A 16,974-nucleotide genomic window follows, 5' to 3' on the forward strand; every position below is an offset into this window, starting at 1 on the left:
TCAATATTTTGGCCTTCATCAATTAGCTGAACGAAACCATCAAAATGAATGGGTAGCTGATTAATTTGGGCTTTATTTTCCTTGAAACTGTATTTATTGTTAATTAAATCTACTGCAATTAAGGCATCTAAGCTAATGGGGTTATTGTTTAGATAATTGATGTCTTCAATGTTTACACTAAGATTTAAGGCGGTTTCGGTATCTAATTCTGAAACTTCAGAAGTGAATGTGCCGTGGCCTTCATGATTAAATTCTGAAATATGAGCTGTAGTTTTTGATAGCTCGTCTATATAGGTGAAAGCACTGTTCTTGATTTGATAATCTTTAATACTGAAGGCGAAATTACTAGGGGTTTCTTCCGCGGAAGCGTTATCGTCTTCTGAAGTTTTAGCAATATCATAATTGTTGTTGCCAAACTTATCGGTTTACAGGGTAATCAATGCTTCGTCAACATAAATAGAGTTGATTTCCATGGCTTCATTAGCACTTTTGAAAACCTCTTTAACCGACATGGTAAAGGAAATGGTTTTAGCAACGGCTAAGGTTTCATCTTTAAAAGGGGCGTGGTTTGTAATCACAAAATCACTAACGCTTATGCCTGCTTGAGGGAAGTTTTTTATAAAACTAAGGTTCAGATCGCTAAACTCCACATGTGCGTTTAGATTTTTATTGATTGTTGCTTTTACAAGTTCTTTAATTCGGCCTTCAAAAATAAACGGAATGGCAATAAGAGCGCCAATGATTATGATTAGAATAATGCCTGCAATTTTTAAAAATTTCTTCATAAAGAAAGATTTCATCTAGGGTTAGGTAGCGCAAAGTTAAGCGTTTTAGGAAAGGGAGTTAAGCTAATATAGTTTAAATATTAACTCATATCATATTGAAATACGGTTTAAAGTAAGTCAATTTCTTGGTTCACTTTTAAGCGGAAGCGTTTTCTGAATAGAAATACGCCAAGGTATAGAAATGGCGTATCGCAGGCTGCAATAATGACTTTAAAAAGAAAACCGCTAAGTACGAGTCCTTTAAAGTTTTCCCAAGCAATAATGTCAAATGAGCACAATAAAAATACAATGGTAAAGGTGTCTATAAATTGAGAAAACCAAGTGGAAAAGTTGTTACGCAGCCAGAGGTATTTACCAAAAGTTAGGCGTTTCCAGAAATGATAAATTTGAATATCGATAAACTGAGCAAACAAATACGTTACCATACTGGCAAAAACGGCTACAGAAGTATTGCCAAAAACGGTGTTAAACATGTGGTCATCAACGTAAGACCATGGCGTGGCAGGAACTAAGCTTGAAACATGAATGATTAAAAGTGAAAAAAGTGAAGCAAAAATACCCACCACGACCACATCATTGGCGCGTTTTTTACCGTAGATTTCACTAATTAAATCGGTGATTAAAAAGGTGATGGGGTAAGGTAAAACACCCACTGAAATCTCAAAAAGTTTGGTGCTAAATATTTCGATTTCTAAGGGGTACCAGTAAAAAAACTTCTGAAAGATGAGGTTTGAAACCACCAATGAGGTTATAAACAGGGCACCCAAAAGCAAATAAATACGTTGTGCAGCAAGTTTATCTCTTAAAGTCATAGTGATTGTGGATAAATACGTGTTGTAAATATAAAGGATTAAAAATTGTTTTAGTTATTTTGCCGCTCTTATGCAAAAAACGAGGACATATTATATCGCTTTAGGAAGCAATAAAGGCGAAAAGTTTAAAAATTTGCAACGTGCGGTTCAAGCCATGCATGAGCAAATTGGTCGAGTTTTGTGTATTTCAAAGGTGTATCAATCGCCTGCTTTTGGTTTTGAGAGTGACGATTTTTTAAACTGCTGTTTGGCTTTAAAAAGTGTTTTAGAGCCCCAAGAAGTTTTAGAATTACTGCTGAAAATTGAAATTGATTTAGGGCGTGTAAGAACTCAAAAAAGTGGTTATGAAGCTCGTGTGATTGACTTAGACATTGTTTTAGCTGAAGCTGAAATTATAAATACCCAAAGTTTGCAGTTGCCGCATCCTGAAATGGCCAAGCGAAAGTTTGTGCTCATGCCATTAAATGATATAGCCTCTCAAGAGGAACACCCTGTTTTGAAGAAGAAAATTGCTGAATTGTTGGAAACTTGCCCCGATAATTCTGCTCTGGAAGCTTTGGAGGTTCGCTTAGAGAAGCCAAGTCCTGGTGTTGAACTTTCAAAATACAATTATTTGGCTATTGAAGGGAATATTGGTTCGGGAAAAACCAGTTTGGCTACTAAAATTTCTGAAGATTTTAATGCTAAGCTCATTTTAGAACGTTTTGCTGATAATCCGTTTCTGCCTAAATTCTATGAAGATGCCCAGCGCTATGCATTTACATTAGAGATGTCGTTTTTGGCCGATCGCTACCAGCAGATTTCAGATGACTTGTCGCAATTAGATTTGTTTAAAGATTTTATAGTTAGTGATTACGATGTCTTTAAATCGCTTATTTTTTCAAAAATCACCTTGGCCGAAGATGAGTTTAACTTATACCGCAAGTTATTCTACTTAATGTATAAAGAGCTTCGAAAACCTGATTTATATGTGTATTTGTATCAAAACACGAAGCGTCTTCAAGAAAATATCAAAAAGCGAGGGCGTGACTACGAGCAAAACATTCAAGATGATTATTTAGAGAAAATCAATGCCGGATATTTGGAGTTTTTAAAAACACAAACCGATTTTAATGTTAAAATTATAGATGTATCACAGCGTGATTTTGTTGGAAGTCGTGCCGATTATTTGTGGATTTTAGAGCAAATTGCTTCGTCTTAAATCATAATTGGTATAATTTCGTTTCAATACGTCCTTTGTTATTCTCAGGAAAGTGTTTTGCTAATACTATTTCAGATTTAACTTTCAAAAAGAAAGGCGCTTCTAGCAGATTAACCCCGCTATTTTGTTTCAACCTTATGCCTTGTCCAGAAATGATATTTTTATTCGGAATGAAATCACCTTCTGGGATGTGTTCCGTTAGAATAACGTATTGGTGAACTTTTAGCTTTTCAAGTACTTGTTGTATTTCTTTATTTGATAAATGTTGCAAAACTTGGCGCAAAATAATACAATCTGCTTTTGGCCAGGGGTTCTTGGCAATATCTAAACAGTGAAATTCGAGCTTGTCAGATTTATAAAGGCTTTTGTTTCTGTCAATGAGTTTTTCAACAATATCAATAGCGAAATATTTTTTTGAAAAGGGTAGCAGTTCCTTGCCAATATTAAAATCACCACAGCCTAAATCGCAAATCGTGAGCGCATTATTTTTGGTTTTTAAGAATGCAGAAACAGCCTCTAAATACGGGTTGATAATTTCAGAGTTATGCGAACCGTCACCAGAATAAAAATCAAATTCTTGACCACCCCAAAGATGTTGGTCATAAATTTGGTCCATCACATCTTTAGTAGGCCAGGGCTGTTTTGCTTTTTTAGTCACCTATCAAGATTTAGTGCTGAGCTTACTAAACAAATCCCAAACCACTACGCCACAACTCACAGAGATATTTAAAGAATGCTTGGTGCCATATTGCGGTATTTCAATAACCGTATCACTTGCTGAGACCACAGTTTGGGCAACGCCTTTAACTTCGTTTCCAAAAACTAATGCATATTTGGTGTTTGGTGCCACCTCAAAATCATTGAGCATGGTAGCGTTTTCAGCTTGCTCAATAGCGCAGATTTGTACAGATTCAGCTTTAAGTTTTTCAACTAAATCCATTGTGTTTTCAACGTATTCCCAGGCTACAGTATCGGTGCTTCCTAGGGCTGTTTTGTGAATGTCTTTATGAGGAGGCGTAGCAGTAATGCCACAGAGGTAAATTTTTTCTATTAAAAAAGCATCACTTGTTCTAAAAACCGAACCGATATTATTTAAACTTCTAATATTGTCTAGAACTATAATAATAGGTGTTTTTTCAGCATCTTTAAAGTCGTTTACAGTCAATCGGTCTAATTCGCTGTTTTTTAATTTACGCATGGTTTTCATTTTAATGAAAAGATAATAGGTTACTAGAGTTGTGCCTTTACCTTTGTTGAAATCTATTTTTAATTGTAAATAACTTGGACGTTCATGATTTTAAAAAAAATCAAAATAACGCTACATTAGCAATCTTGCAATTGCCGCAAAAATAAGACTTAAAAACAACATGACCTGAGCCCATTTTTCTCGGGCGAGAAAACAGCATTATGACGAAAAAAGCCCAAAAGGAAACCCCGTTAATGAAACAGTACAATGCGATAAAAGTAAAGTATCCTGATGCTTTATTACTATTTCGTGTGGGTGATTTTTATGAAACTTTTGGTGAAGACGCTGTAAAAACTGCAGGAATTTTAGGGATTATTTTAACCAAACGTGGGGCAGGAAGCGAAAGTGAAACCGAACTGGCAGGTTTTCCGCATCATTCTTTAAACACCTATTTACCTAAATTGGTGAAAGCGGGTGAGCGTGTGGCTATTTGTGACCAGTTGGAAGATCCTAAACAAACCAAAACCATTGTAAAACGTGGGGTTACTGAATTGGTGACACCAGGTGTAGCACTTAATGATGAGGTTTTGGTATCTAAATCGAACAACTTTTTATGTTCGGTTTATTTTGATAAAAAAAACATCGGAATTTCCTTTTTAGATATTTCTACGGGCGAGTTTTTAACCTCTCAAGGAAATGCCGAATACATTGATAAATTATTACAGAATTTTAGTCCGAGTGAAGTTCTAGTTTCCAAACAAAAGCGTAGCCTCTTTAACGACACTTTTGGCAGTGATTTTCATACCTTTTATTTAGAAGACTGGGTGTATCAAAGTGATTATGCTTATGAAACCTTAACCAAGCATTTTGATACCAAAACACTTAAAGGATTTGGTGTAGAAGAACTTTATGAGGGGATTATTGCTTCGGGGTCTATTTTACATTACCTTGGCGAAACCCAGCATCATAAATTACAGCATATCACATCGGTTTCTCGAATTGCAGAAGATGATTACGTGTGGATGGACCGCTTTACTATTCGTAATTTGGAGCTTTACAACTCCACCAATAACAATGCGGTGACCTTATTAAATGTGATTGATAAGACCATTTCGCCTATGGGCGGAAGGCTATTAAAACGCTGGTTGGCCTTGCCCTTAAAGAATCTTGAAAAGATAAAACAACGCCATGAGGTGGTGAGTTTCTTAACTTCGGAAGGCGAGGTGCTTCAGAAGATTCAAAATCATATCAAGCAAATAGGCGATTTAGAACGTTTAATTTCAAAAATAGCTACCGGAAAGGTAAATCCGCGTGAGGTGATTCAGCTTAAAAATTCCTTGGAAGCCATTGTGCCTATAAAAGAATTGGCTTCAACATGTGAGAACGATTCTTTGAAAATTATTGGTGACACCCTTCAAAGTTGTGAGGTGCTTCGTGATAAAATCAAGAAAACCCTTAATGAGGAAGCGCCGGTAAATGTTTTAAAAGGCAATAGTATTGCGGCGGGTTTTTCTGCAGAACTTGATGAACTGCGTGGTTTATCAAAATCAGGGAAGGATTACCTTGATAATATGCTAGAACGTGAAAGCGAGCGTACCGGTATTACCTCACTTAAAATAGCTTCTAATAATGTGTTTGGATACTATATTGAAGTTAGGAATACGCATAAAGATAAAGTTCCTGACGAATGGATTAGAAAACAAACCTTGGTAAACGCCGAGCGTTATATTACTGAAGAACTTAAAGAATACGAAGCGAAAATTTTGGGTGCTGAAGACCGCATCTTAGCCATAGAACAGCAATTGTTTGCTGAGTTAGTGGCTTGGATGAATCAATACATTAAACCGGTTCAGCAAAATGCTTACCTCATAGGGCAATTGGATTGTTTATGCGGATTTTCACAATTGGCCAAAGACAACCATTATATTTACCCAACTATTGATGAGTCTCATGATTTAGATATTAAAGACGGGCGTCACCCGGTTATTGAAAAGCAATTACCACTTGGCGAAGCTTATATTGCTAATAGTGTGTTTTTAGACCGCGAGTCGCAACAAATTATCATGATTACTGGGCCTAACATGTCTGGTAAATCGGCGATATTAAGGCAAACCGCTTTAATTGTATTGTTAGCGCAAATAGGTAGTTTTGTGCCAGCTAAAGAAGCAAAAATAGGCCTGGTGGATAAAATTTTCACGAGAGTTGGCGCTAGTGATAATATTTCTATGGGCGAATCTACTTTTATGGTTGAAATGAATGAAACGGCTTCGATTTTGAATAACATCTCTGACCATAGTTTAGTACTCCTTGATGAAATTGGTCGTGGCACCAGTACTTATGATGGGATTTCTATTGCTTGGGCTATTAGTGAATATTTACATGAACATCCGGCGAAACCTAAAACCCTTTTCGCTACGCATTACCATGAGTTGAATGAAATGTGTGAAACCTTCGGTCGCATAAAAAACTTTAATGTATCGGTTAAGGAATTAAAAGATAATGTGCTTTTCCTAAGAAAACTTGTTGAAGGGGGCAGTGAGCATAGTTTCGGAATCCATGTGGCTAAAATGGCCGGTATGCCGCAACAGGTTTTACACCGTGCTAATAAAATTTTAAAGAAATTAGAGAAGTCGCATTCTAGTGAAGAACTTACCGATAAAGTAAAATCTATTGAAGATGATATGCAGCTCAGTTTTTTCAATTTAGACGACCCCTTATTAGAGAATATTAAGGAAGAAATTTTAGAGACTGATATTGATACACTTACACCGGTGGAAGCTTTGATGAAACTGAATGAAATCAAGCGTATGTTGGTTAAGAAAAAGCAAGCCTAAAAATATTTTAAAAAATTTTTAAAAAAGGCTTTGGTATTTGCATAAAAGTATTAAATTTGCACCCGCAATAGCAATGTTGCACGTTCATTAAAATGACTGCGAAAGTAGCTCAGGGGTAGAGCATCACCTTGCCAAGGTGGGGGTCGCGGGTTCAAATCCCGTCTTTCGCTCTGAAACTTTCTAAAATATACCAATGCTGAAGTGGTGGAATTGGTAGACACGTTGGACTTAAAATCCAATGTCCATTAGGACGTACGGGTTCAAGTCCCGTCTTCAGTACTAAAGCCTTATCTTTTATTAGATGAGGCTTTTTTTATGCTCTGAATTTTCCTTGTGGGTACTGGTTTATAACCCCGCGAAGTTATGATGTTGTACGAAGTTTTTTGTGTCTGATTCTGTGTTTTTCGTACATTTGAGACCGTATTTTCATCCTTGCTATTCGCCAAAATGTAATACAACAACCAACTAACAATCAAAACCAACTAAATTATTTAACCCATGAAAAAGAGTGTCCTACTCCTAGTGGCTTTATGCTTCAATTATTTATGTTTTTCACAAATTATTTTTGAAAAAGGTTATTTTATTGATAATCAAAATCAAAAAACAGAGTGTTACATTAAAAACCAAGATTGGAAAAGCAACCCTTCAAAAATAGATTATAAATTAACTGAAGAAGGTGATCCTATGACCTTAACTGTTTCTGAAGTTACAGAGTTTACCATTTATAATTCTTCAAAATTTGTAAGCACTCAAGTTGAAATAGACCGCACATTAAATGAGGTTAGCTTATTGACTACTAACAAAAACCCGGTGTTTAATGAAGAAACACTTTTTCTCAAGGTGCTTGTAGAAGGAGAAAAAAGTTTGTATGAATACATTCAGGGTAACATAACACGATACTTTTATGGAACATCTGCCCAAGATGCTAAGCAATTGGTTTGGAAAAGCTATAAAGATGATCAAGATATTATTTATGAAAACAATACGTTTAGAAAACAGCTTTGGGATGATTTAAAATGCCCAAACTTTGAAATCGGTTCGTTTCTAAAATTGTCTTATGACAAAAAAGACCTCATACCTTTGTTTGTTGAATATAACAAATGTAATAATCAAGAAGTCGCCTATATTGATAAACATAAAAATCGTGGGTTTTTTAACTTAAACCTTAAGCCAAGATGGATGAGCTCCTCTTTAGAGATTGTTAGTTCTAATCAGGACAAAAATGTGAAGTTTGACAATGAATCTGATTTTGGATTTGGGTTAGAAGTTGAATATATCTTAGGCTTAAATAAAAACAAGTGGGCCTTCTTTATTGAGGGTGTGTATGAACATTTTGATACTGAAAAAACAAGAAATGACACCAATGCATTTTTTGGAGCCGGAGGGCTTACTACAATAGTTTCTTATAAAAATATAAGTATACCGTTTGGAGTTAGGCATTATTTCTTTTTAAATGAGAAATCTAAAATATTTATTGATGCAGCTTATGTCATGAATGCTAACTTTAGCTCTGAAGTTAAATACGAAACATCTAATAATAGTGACTTGAGCCCTATGGAAATTAAATCAGGAAGTAATCTTGCGTTTGGTTTTGGGTATAAATTTGCTGATAAATATAGTGTTGGATTAAACTATCAAACTAGGAGGAATATATTGAGCAGTTATGCTGCTCATTATACTAATCTTAATTTTGTTTCAGTATCATTAGGCTATACCTTGTTTTAAGCTTAGGCTTTTCTCTACTTTTATTAAAAATCTACAAATCAAGATAGGGGTTTAATAAAAAAAATTAAGCTGCTATAGGTAACCACACCTGCAGCAGCTTAATCCTTAAAAACCAAACTAAACTAACTATATGAAAAAATGTAATCTGTTATAATTACATTTCAAATTTACGTTGGGTTTTGAAGTTTTATGGCGACATGCCGTGTCCATGATTAATAAAATGCTCGTGAAAAAAAAATTAATCGAGTTCTACTTTGTAAAAAAATGTTATTTGTGTCCTTTAAAGTAGCCATAATTCAATATGAATTTTTAGGCATGCAACAGATCTTCTACACATAATTGTTATTTCCCTATAGCTAAAACGCTTTCCTTGTCTAGTAAAACAAGCATTTGCAACAAATGTTTTACTTGGTGCTGTATTTGTTTTAAATATGTCTTCTATTTCTAGATAGTTTTATTATCTCAAACCAACACCAAAAAAATGTTATCGGCATTTTGTCTATAAAACGCATTATTATTTTATGAAAAAGATACTTCCATTTCACTTGATTATAGGAATTGTTTTAATACTTGTTTCGTGTCAAACGAAAAAGGAAAACGCAACAAGGTCTACAACCAATACAAACCAAAATATAGAAGCTAAAATCGATAGCATTTTGCCACGCTTAACTTTAGAGGAAAAAGTTGATTTATGCCATGCCCAATCTAAATTTAGTACTAAAGGCGTAGCCCGATTGGGTATACCAGAAATTTGGATGTCTGATGGGCCGCACGGCGTTCGTGCTGAAATTAGCTGGGATTCTTGGGATTATGCAGGGTGGACAAACGATTCTATTACGGCTTTTCCCGCCTTAACCTGTTTGGCGGCCACTTTTAATCCTGATTTGGCTGGTGATTATGGTTTTAATTTGGGTGAGGAAGCTCGATACCGTAAAAAAGATGTCTTATTAGGACCAGGTGTCAATATTTACCGTACACCATTTAACGGAAGGAATTTTGAATACCTAGGCGAGGATCCGTTTTTAGCATCTACTTTGGTGGTGCCTTATATTAAAGGCGTACAAAAAAATGGTGTAGCTGCCTGTGTGAAGCACTTTGCTTTAAATAATCAAGAACATTGGCGCGATGTCGTGAATGTTGAGGTAAGCGATAGAGCCCTTCATGAAATCTATTTGCCTGCATTTAAAGCAGCTGTTCAAAAGGGGAATTCTTGGGCTATTATGGGGGCATACAATAAATTCAGGGGGCAATATACCACGCACCATAAATTATTGACCAACAAAATATTAAAAAGTGAATGGGGGTTTGATGGAGTTGTGATTAGTGATTGGAGTTCGACACATAGCACGCTTGAAGCCGCAAATAATGGTTTAGATATTGAAATGGGAACCGGAACCGACGGTTTGGGCACCACAACAGAAAATCACTACCAACATTACTATTTGGCTAATCCATTTTTAGAGAAATTAAAAAGTGGTGAAATTTCAGAGGCTGTTTTGAATGATAAAGTCCGCCGTGTTTTAAGATTGCGATTTAGAACCAATATGAAGGCTAACCGCCCATTAGGAAGCTTAAATACACCAGAACATCATGAGGTGGCGAGAAAAGTAGCTACCGAAGGTATTGTGTTACTTAAAAATGACGATAATTTCTTTCCTATAGAAGATAAAGCAGGGCTTACTATAGCTGTGATTGGTGAAAATGCTACACGTTCAATGACTGCCGGAGGAGGGTCTTCAGAACTTAAACCACAATTTGAAATATCTCCTTTAGAAGGCATTAAGGCACGTTTCAAAAATGCTAAAGTATTGCATACCATGGGCTACGAAACAGGAGTTTCTGAGTACGATGTGGTGCATCCACCAACATTAAATCAAGATTCGCTTAAGACGGAAGCTATTAAGTTAGCCAAATCGGCCGATGTGGTGTTATTTGTGGGCGGACTTAATAAAAGCCACTTACAGGATAGTGAAGGTGATGACCGACAACAATATGGCTTGCCTTTCGGACAAGAAGCACTGATCAATGACATTAGTAATGTGAATGAAAACCTTGGGTTTATCCTGCTAACCGGAAATGCCGTAGCCATGCCTTGGTTAGACCGAGTGAAAGGCCTAATGGAATCTTGGTATTTGGGCAGTATGGCCGGACATGCCATTGCCGATGTTGTTAGTGGTGATGTTAATCCTTCAGGGAAACTACCTTTTTCTTTTCCGAAGGCACTCGAAGATAATGGGGCACATGCCTTTGGAGAAACATCTTATCCAGGCGTTGATATGACGCAACATTATAAAGAAGATATTTTAGTAGGGTACAGATGGCATGATACCAAAAACATTGCCCCGCTTTATGCCTTTGGTTTCGGATTGTCATACACTGCTTTTGAACTGGAAAATATTGCTTCCGATAAGGAAAACTATACTAAAAATGCTCATATTAAAATAAAATGTGATGTTTCTAATACAGGGAATTTGGCTGGTGCCGAAGTGGTTCAGGTTTATGTTGGTAAAAAAGATTCGAAGGTAGATCGGGCTTTAAAAGAGTTAAAAGGGTTTACTAAAGTGACACTAGATAAAGGCGAACAGAAATCAGTAACGATAGAAGTTCCAGTGGAAGCGCTGGCTTTTTATAATGAAGAGAAATCGGATTGGGAAATAGAAACCGGCGATTATCAAATTTATGTTGGGAACGCTTCAAATAATATTTCAGAAACTTTAAAGATAACCGTTAAGTAATGCTGAAACCGATTGCATTTTGTTTGGTTTGTATTTCTGTTTTGAGCTGTAAATCAGAAAAAGATAAGAGTTTAGATACAAACCTTAAGGCTGAATTGGTCTATGAAATCAATGCCCAATTGGGAGAAGGTGCGCTATGGAATTACAAAACCCAAGAATTGTATTGGGTAGATATTGAAGGCAAGACCTTAAATGTATATGACCCAAAAACGGAGAACAATAAAGTTTTTGAAACCAAATCCCGCATAGGTACTGTAGTACCTGTGTCTAAAGGAGAAGTATTAGTAGCGCTAGAAGACGGGGTGCATGTTTTGAATCTCGATTCAGGAAGCAGCAGTCTGTTTACTAACATGCAAAGCGAATTAGTTGACAGCCGATTAAACGACGGAAAATGTGATCCTTATGGGCGCTTTTGGGTGGGGTCTATGAACCTAAATCAAGAAGCCGGAAAGGCTAATTTGTACTGTGTAGATGGAAGTGGAAGGCTTGAAAAAAAGTTAACTAACAGAACCATTTCTAACGGTATTGTTTGGACTTCAAATAAGAAAACCATGTATTACATTGATACACCAACGGCACAAATTAAGGCTTATGATTATAATGATGACACGGGAGTAATTTCCAATGAAAGAGTTGTTGTTGAAATTCCTGTAGATTTTGGTTTTCCCGATGGGATGACTATCGATGAAGAAGACATGCTTTGGGTAGGGATGTGGAATGGCAATGCTGTGATACGCTTTAATCCAAAAACAGGGAAAGCCATTCAAAAAATAGAGGTGCCTGCTCATAATGTGACATCCTGCGCTTTTGGGGGTGAAAACCTGGATATTCTCTACATAACCACAGCTTCGGTAGATATGACTGATGAAGAAAAACAAAAGTACCCGCTTGCTGGATCCTTGTTTTCTGTGGTGCCTGGGGTAAAAGGGGTGCAAGCTAATTTCTTTAATAAAACAACTAATAACTAATCTCAAAACCTATGCGAAAAATTATCTTTCTACTATCCATACTAAGTGTTTTTTCATATACTGATACCAAAGAAGCTTCTGATATTTACAATGATGAAGACCAATTTGTAAATAACTTACTGGCTAAAATGACCTTAGAAGAAAAAATTGGACAAACCAATTTGCGAGGCACTTTGAGTAGAACTAAAGCTCTACCCGAAGATCTTAAAAGAGCTGTTCGGAATGGAGAAATAGGCGCCTTCCTAAACATTTCTAACTTAGATTATGTTGATGAATTACAACGCATTGCTGTAGAGGAGAGTCCGAATAAAATTCCGTTAATTTTTAGCCGCGATGTGATTCACGGTTTTAAAACCATTTTTCCTATTCCTTTAGGGATTGCCGCTTCTTGGAATACCGAAGTGGCTAAAAAATCGTCTGAAATTGCCGCTTTTGAAGCCTCGGCTATGGGCATACGTTGGACTTTTGCTCCTATGTTGGATATTGCTAGAGATAGCCGTTGGGGGCGCATTGCCGAATCACCAGGGGAAGACCCTTATCTGGCGAGTCTTTTAGGAAAAGCCTATGTAGAAGGTTTTTAGGGGGATGATTTAAGTAATCCTACTAGTATTGCGGCCTGTGCCAAACACTATATTGCTTATGGTGCGGCCATTGGCGGAAGAGATTATAACACTGTAAACCTTAGCGAACCTTTGCTCCGTAATGTGTATTTGCCTCCTTTTGAAGCAGCTGTAGATGCTGGAGCAGCAACGGTTATGTCTTCTTTTAATGAGATTAATGGTATACCAGCTTCGGGGAATAAATTTTTACTAAAAGAGGTGCTTCGTGACGAATTACAGTTTGATGGCTTTGTAGTAAGTGATTGGGATTCTACCGAAGAAATGATTGCCCATGGTTTTGCAAGAGATAAAAAGCATGCCGCTGAACTGTCTGCAAATGCAGGTATGGACATGGAAATGAATAGTACTTGTTATGAAGATCATTTGAAACAACTTATTGAAGAAGGAAAGTTTTCAGAACAGGAATTAAATGAATTTGTTAAAAACATCCTTCGTATTAAATACAGATTGGGTTTATTTGAAAATCCGCATCGTGATAAAACGCATACCGGAAATTATTATGCCGAAGCGCATATGCATGAGGCGAAAAAAGCAGCCATAAAAAGTTCAGTTTTATTAAAAAATAAAGATGTTTTACCACTAGATAAAAACACCAAAGTGGCTTTAATTGGACCCTTAGCCCACGCGCCACATGAGCAGTTAGGTACTTGGACTTTCGATGGCGAAAAAGAACACACCATCACACCTGTAGATGCCTTTAAAGCCGCAAAGGTCAATTTTAATTTTGCGGCAGGTTTTACTCATAGTAGAGACCGTTCAAATAAAGGCTTTCGAGAAGCGATTCAAGCTGCAAAAGCTTCTGATGTGATTTTGTTTTTTGGAGGTGAAGAAGCGATTCTTTCAGGGGAAGCCCATAGTCGAGCCTATATCAACTTGCCTGGAGAGCAAGAAGCGTTAATCGAGGAATTAGCGAAACTCAATAAGCCTATCGTTTTGGTGATTATGGCAGGAAGACCAATTTCGGTTTCAAAAATTATGGATAAAACCGATGCGATTTTAATGGCTTGGCACCCCGGAACTATGGGTGGCGAAGCCCTTTATGATATGATTTATGGAATTGCTGAACCCGAAGGGCGTTTACCGGTTTCTTGGCCTAAAACGGCAGGACAGTTGCCATATTTTTATAATCATAAAAACACAGGAAGACCAGCTTCTGCCGAAGAATTTATGGAAATGGATTCTATTCCAGTTCACGCGTGGCAGAGTTCTTTAGGAAATGATTCACATTATTTAGATGTTGGATTTACACCACAATATCCGTTTGGTTATGGTCTAGGGTATTCAGAGTTTCGTTATGAAGATTTGTCGATTTCCAAAGATACGATTGGATTTAACGAAGAAATTACGATCAAAGCAAAGCTCACCAATGTTGGAAAAAAACCGAGTACCGAACTGGTGCAATTATATATACAAGATGTTATAGGAAGTATTACGAGGCCCGTAAAAGAATTGAAAGGCTTTCAGCATGTGTATTTAAAACCTGGAGCCTCTAAAGAAGTTAGTTTCTCTATAGCTTCCAAAGATTTGGAGTTTGTAAATCATGAGATGGTTAAGGCGGCTGAAGCCGGAAAGTTTAATGTTTGGATTGGCGAAAATGCAGGGTCGGGGCTAAAAACAGATTTCTACTTAAGGGAGTAGTTCTATGGGGTTAATTTAGTATTACAATTTGCGATCTAGAGTTGTCAGATCGTGTTCGAGCGAAGTCGAGAACATTCATACTAGGGTTGAGTTTGTATATAAAAAGAAATGATTAGTTGTTGTTTTTTAATTTGTTGGTAGATTAAGGCGGGTGAGATACCTGCCTTAATTTTTTTTGAATATACGGTATTTGTTATCTTTAGTAGGTCAATTAAAGCGACAAATCAATGGGCAGTTTAAAGCAAGATTATATAGAACAAATAGCTGAAGAACTAGAAGCTGGTTCCGATTGTTATTTCCATAGCAAAACTCATGAAATCGTTTCAATTCCTAGTTTTGATGATATTTGGGATGAAGACGATTTTAGAGATGCCTTCGCAGAAGATTTTGATAAAATTGAAAAAGATGAAAAGCATTTTATAAAGTTAGAAGCTCTTAAAAGATTTGAGTCTTTCAAAATCATGGAGCAATTCGTGGCTCAATTACCAGATGAAAAATTTCAATTAGAATTGGAAGTTGTTTTAGCCAATAAAAAACCTTTTCAGTATTTTAAAAATAAAGTGGAGTCTTCAGAATTTAGACAAAGTTGGTTCGATTTTAAACAGAGAAAATTGGAAGAACATGTAGCAAACCTTTTACACCAATTATGATTTAAAAGGAGCTCACAAAATTATATGTAATATATTGGATTCATATGAAATACAAAATCAAAGGACCTGGCCGCCGGCAGGCGGGTAGCAGCGCCGCGGTTTTATTTTTTTGAAATATAAGTTTAATAGAAACAAATTATTGGGCTCATTTAGGTTATAAATGGTATTAGATGTTAATTTCAAGTAAAAAATAAAGCAGCAAGAAAAATTTTCCAGCTGCCTTATTCCATGAATAAACTAAACCAATTAATTATATTTTTAAACTAGTAACCAGGGTTTTGGTCGCTATCATCTAGTTCTGAATTTTTCTCTATTTCGGTAATCGGAATAGGGAATAAATCATTTTTAGAAGTATAACCGGTACCTGCTAATTCTGTTGCGGCTAAATCCCAACGTACTAAATCCCAAAAACGTTGGCCTTCAAAAGCTAATTCTAAGTATTTTTCATTAACAATGGCATCAAATAAGTCTTCACCTGAAACTGAAGCGGCGATGTCTCCTAAACCAGCTCTGTTTCTTACTTTGTTTAATTCAGTTCTAGCGGCAGCGTCTTGCCCAGTTTTTTGATAAGCCTCAGCTGCTAGTAATAATACTTCCGCGTAGCGAAGTAATCTATAGTTGGTGCTATAATTTAATTCCCTAACACCATCTGGACTGGTATCTTCTGCTTTTGTGGCATACTTGATTCTAATGGCGCCTTCATATTCCCAAATTGTGCCTCCTGTTGCAGCACCAGCATTTACAGCGCCACCAGCAGCAATAAGTTCGGCCTCAGTCATAAGACTTGCTGCTTTTCTGTTTGTGTCTCCAGCGTTTTCATAAGCATCAACTAGTTTTGCGGTTGGCAAATTAAAACCCCAACCGTTAATAAGTTCTGTGCCCGTTAGGTCGAAAATACCATCGCCACGAGGTCCCATCAACTGTATGTGGATATTGCTTTCGTTTCTTCCTCCCCAGTTAAAATTTCCCCAGTCTCTTTCGGAAGTAGATATAAAGCCTAATTCAAATAAAGACTCGATACCAAATTCGTTGTTAATATTCCAAATATCTTCAGGGTTAGGTTCTAAGTCGTGTGATGCATTTGAAATCACACTGCTAAAGAAAGGAATGGATTCGGCGTATTTTTCTTGGAAAACCAAAACTTTCCCCATTAAAGCTTGCGCAGTTCCTTTTGATACTCTAAAATCTTCAGTAGCAGATTTATCTGGAAGTGATGCTATAGCATCGTTTAAATCGGCTTCTATTTGTGTATAAATCTCTTGACGTGTTGATTTTGGAATTCCAAATTCATCTGCAGCCGCAGGAATAGTTAATCGTAATGGTACGTCACCAAACATGGTGGTTAATTCAAAATAGCACCAGGCACGCATAAATTTTGCTTCCGCCAAAGCGGTATCTTTATTAGTTAAATCACTGTCTTTAATGTTTATAATAACAAGGTTAGACAGGGCTATGGTTCGGTAATACAAATCCCAAATACTGGCAATAGAAGCGTTAGAAGATGATACGTCGGTATAATCATCAATATCCTGTAATTGCTGTTGGTCGCCAGAGTTTCCTCCTGCCGCATTGCTATCATCTCCAGGAAGTAACTTAATAAAAAAGGCGCTGCTCCAATCTTTACTGTAATTGTGTTGCATTAAATCGTAAATACCTATAATGGCCGTTTCTACATTTTCTTCTTCTAGGAAAAAGGTGTCTAGGTCTTCGACATTCAATTTCGGATTGGTGGTGAAATCATCGCTACATGAAATAATACCAATACAGATTATTCCTATAAATGTTATAATTGTTTTTTTCATAAAATGTTAATTTTTAGT

Annotated in this window: 12 protein-coding genes, 2 tRNA genes and 1 pseudogene; 10 read left to right on the forward strand and 5 right to left on the reverse strand. The window is 36.6% G+C overall.

What is annotated here, in order from left to right:
- Positions 1-425 precede the first annotated feature (425 nt).
- Together F6U93_RS14780 and F6U93_RS02715 are read right to left on the reverse strand one after the other, a co-directional pair.
- Positions 426-785 carry an AsmA family protein gene (locus tag F6U93_RS14780; protein WP_225312519.1) on the reverse strand — a complete coding sequence of 120 codons (360 nt, stop codon included), beginning with the start codon at positions 783-785 and terminating at the stop codon, positions 426-428.
- A 107-nt stretch (positions 786-892) separates the two neighbouring features.
- Positions 893-1,597, reverse strand: coding sequence for a queuosine precursor transporter (locus tag F6U93_RS02715; RefSeq protein WP_150936582.1), 705 nt, complete (start codon positions 1,595-1,597; stop codon positions 893-895).
- A gap of 70 nt (positions 1,598-1,667) precedes the next feature.
- Between F6U93_RS02715 and folK the strand changes: the two genes are divergently transcribed.
- Positions 1,668-2,798 carry a 2-amino-4-hydroxy-6-hydroxymethyldihydropteridine diphosphokinase gene (gene folK, locus F6U93_RS02720; protein ID WP_150936584.1) on the forward strand — a complete coding sequence of 377 codons (1,131 nt, stop codon included), beginning with the start codon at positions 1,668-1,670 and terminating at the stop codon, positions 2,796-2,798.
- Position 2,799: 1 nt separating this feature from the next.
- On the opposite strand, the gene F6U93_RS02725 is transcribed toward folK, so the two are convergent.
- Together F6U93_RS02725 and F6U93_RS02730 are read right to left on the reverse strand one after the other, a co-directional pair.
- Positions 2,800-3,456: a class I SAM-dependent methyltransferase gene (locus F6U93_RS02725; protein ID WP_225312521.1), complete on the reverse strand. Its 657-nt coding sequence runs from the start codon at positions 3,454-3,456 to the stop codon at positions 2,800-2,802.
- A 3-nt stretch (positions 3,457-3,459) separates the two neighbouring features.
- A complete protein-coding gene (locus tag F6U93_RS02730; RefSeq protein ID WP_150936586.1) occupies positions 3,460-3,996 on the reverse strand; it encodes an RNA methyltransferase in 537 nt (178 codons plus the stop codon).
- 209 nt (positions 3,997-4,205) lie between these two features.
- Between F6U93_RS02730 and mutS the strand changes: the two genes are divergently transcribed.
- The 9 genes and pseudogenes from mutS (at position 4,206) to F6U93_RS02770 (ending at position 15,154) form a co-directional block, all read left to right on the forward strand.
- Complete coding sequence (mutS, locus tag F6U93_RS02735; protein WP_150936588.1) at positions 4,206-6,818, forward strand: DNA mismatch repair protein MutS; 2,613 nt, start codon at positions 4,206-4,208, stop codon at positions 6,816-6,818.
- Positions 6,819-6,916: 98 nt separating this feature from the next.
- A tRNA-Gly gene (locus F6U93_RS02740) sits at positions 6,917-6,988 on the forward strand.
- A gap of 25 nt (positions 6,989-7,013) precedes the next feature.
- A tRNA-Leu gene (locus tag F6U93_RS02745) sits at positions 7,014-7,097 on the forward strand.
- A 219-nt stretch (positions 7,098-7,316) separates the two neighbouring features.
- Positions 7,317-8,543, forward strand: coding sequence for a porin family protein (locus tag F6U93_RS02750; protein ID WP_150936590.1), 1,227 nt, complete (start codon positions 7,317-7,319; stop codon positions 8,541-8,543).
- A 521-nt stretch (positions 8,544-9,064) separates the two neighbouring features.
- Positions 9,065-11,278, forward strand: a complete 2,214-nt coding sequence (locus F6U93_RS02755) for a beta-glucosidase (RefSeq protein ID WP_150936592.1) — start codon at positions 9,065-9,067, stop codon at positions 11,276-11,278.
- Positions 11,278-12,246 carry an SMP-30/gluconolactonase/LRE family protein gene (locus F6U93_RS02760; RefSeq protein ID WP_150936595.1) on the forward strand — a complete coding sequence of 323 codons (969 nt, stop codon included), beginning with the start codon at positions 11,278-11,280 and terminating at the stop codon, positions 12,244-12,246. Before F6U93_RS02755 ends, F6U93_RS02760 begins: the two co-directional genes overlap by 1 nt.
- 128 nt (positions 12,247-12,374) lie before the next feature.
- Positions 12,375-13,289 (forward strand): annotated as a pseudogene (locus F6U93_RS14785) (glycoside hydrolase family 3 protein); the annotation flags it as partial.
- Between the two features lie 90 nt (positions 13,290-13,379).
- Positions 13,380-14,504: a glycoside hydrolase family 3 C-terminal domain-containing protein gene (locus tag F6U93_RS14790; RefSeq protein ID WP_225312531.1), complete on the forward strand. Its 1,125-nt coding sequence runs from the start codon at positions 13,380-13,382 to the stop codon at positions 14,502-14,504.
- 227 nt (positions 14,505-14,731) lie between these two features.
- Complete coding sequence (locus tag F6U93_RS02770; protein WP_150936596.1) at positions 14,732-15,154, forward strand: UPF0158 family protein; 423 nt, start codon at positions 14,732-14,734, stop codon at positions 15,152-15,154.
- Between the two features lie 263 nt (positions 15,155-15,417).
- Here F6U93_RS02770 and F6U93_RS02775 read toward each other — a convergent pair whose 3' ends face one another.
- Positions 15,418-16,956 (reverse strand): RagB/SusD family nutrient uptake outer membrane protein, encoded by a 1,539-nt coding sequence (locus tag F6U93_RS02775; RefSeq protein ID WP_150936598.1) that lies wholly within the window; start codon positions 16,954-16,956, stop codon positions 15,418-15,420.
- Positions 16,957-16,974: the final 18 nt, after the last annotated feature.

This window comes from Pseudotamlana haliotis, from assembly GCF_008806375.1.
Taxonomy (GTDB): Bacteria; Bacteroidota; Bacteroidia; order Flavobacteriales; family Flavobacteriaceae; genus Pseudotamlana; species Pseudotamlana haliotis.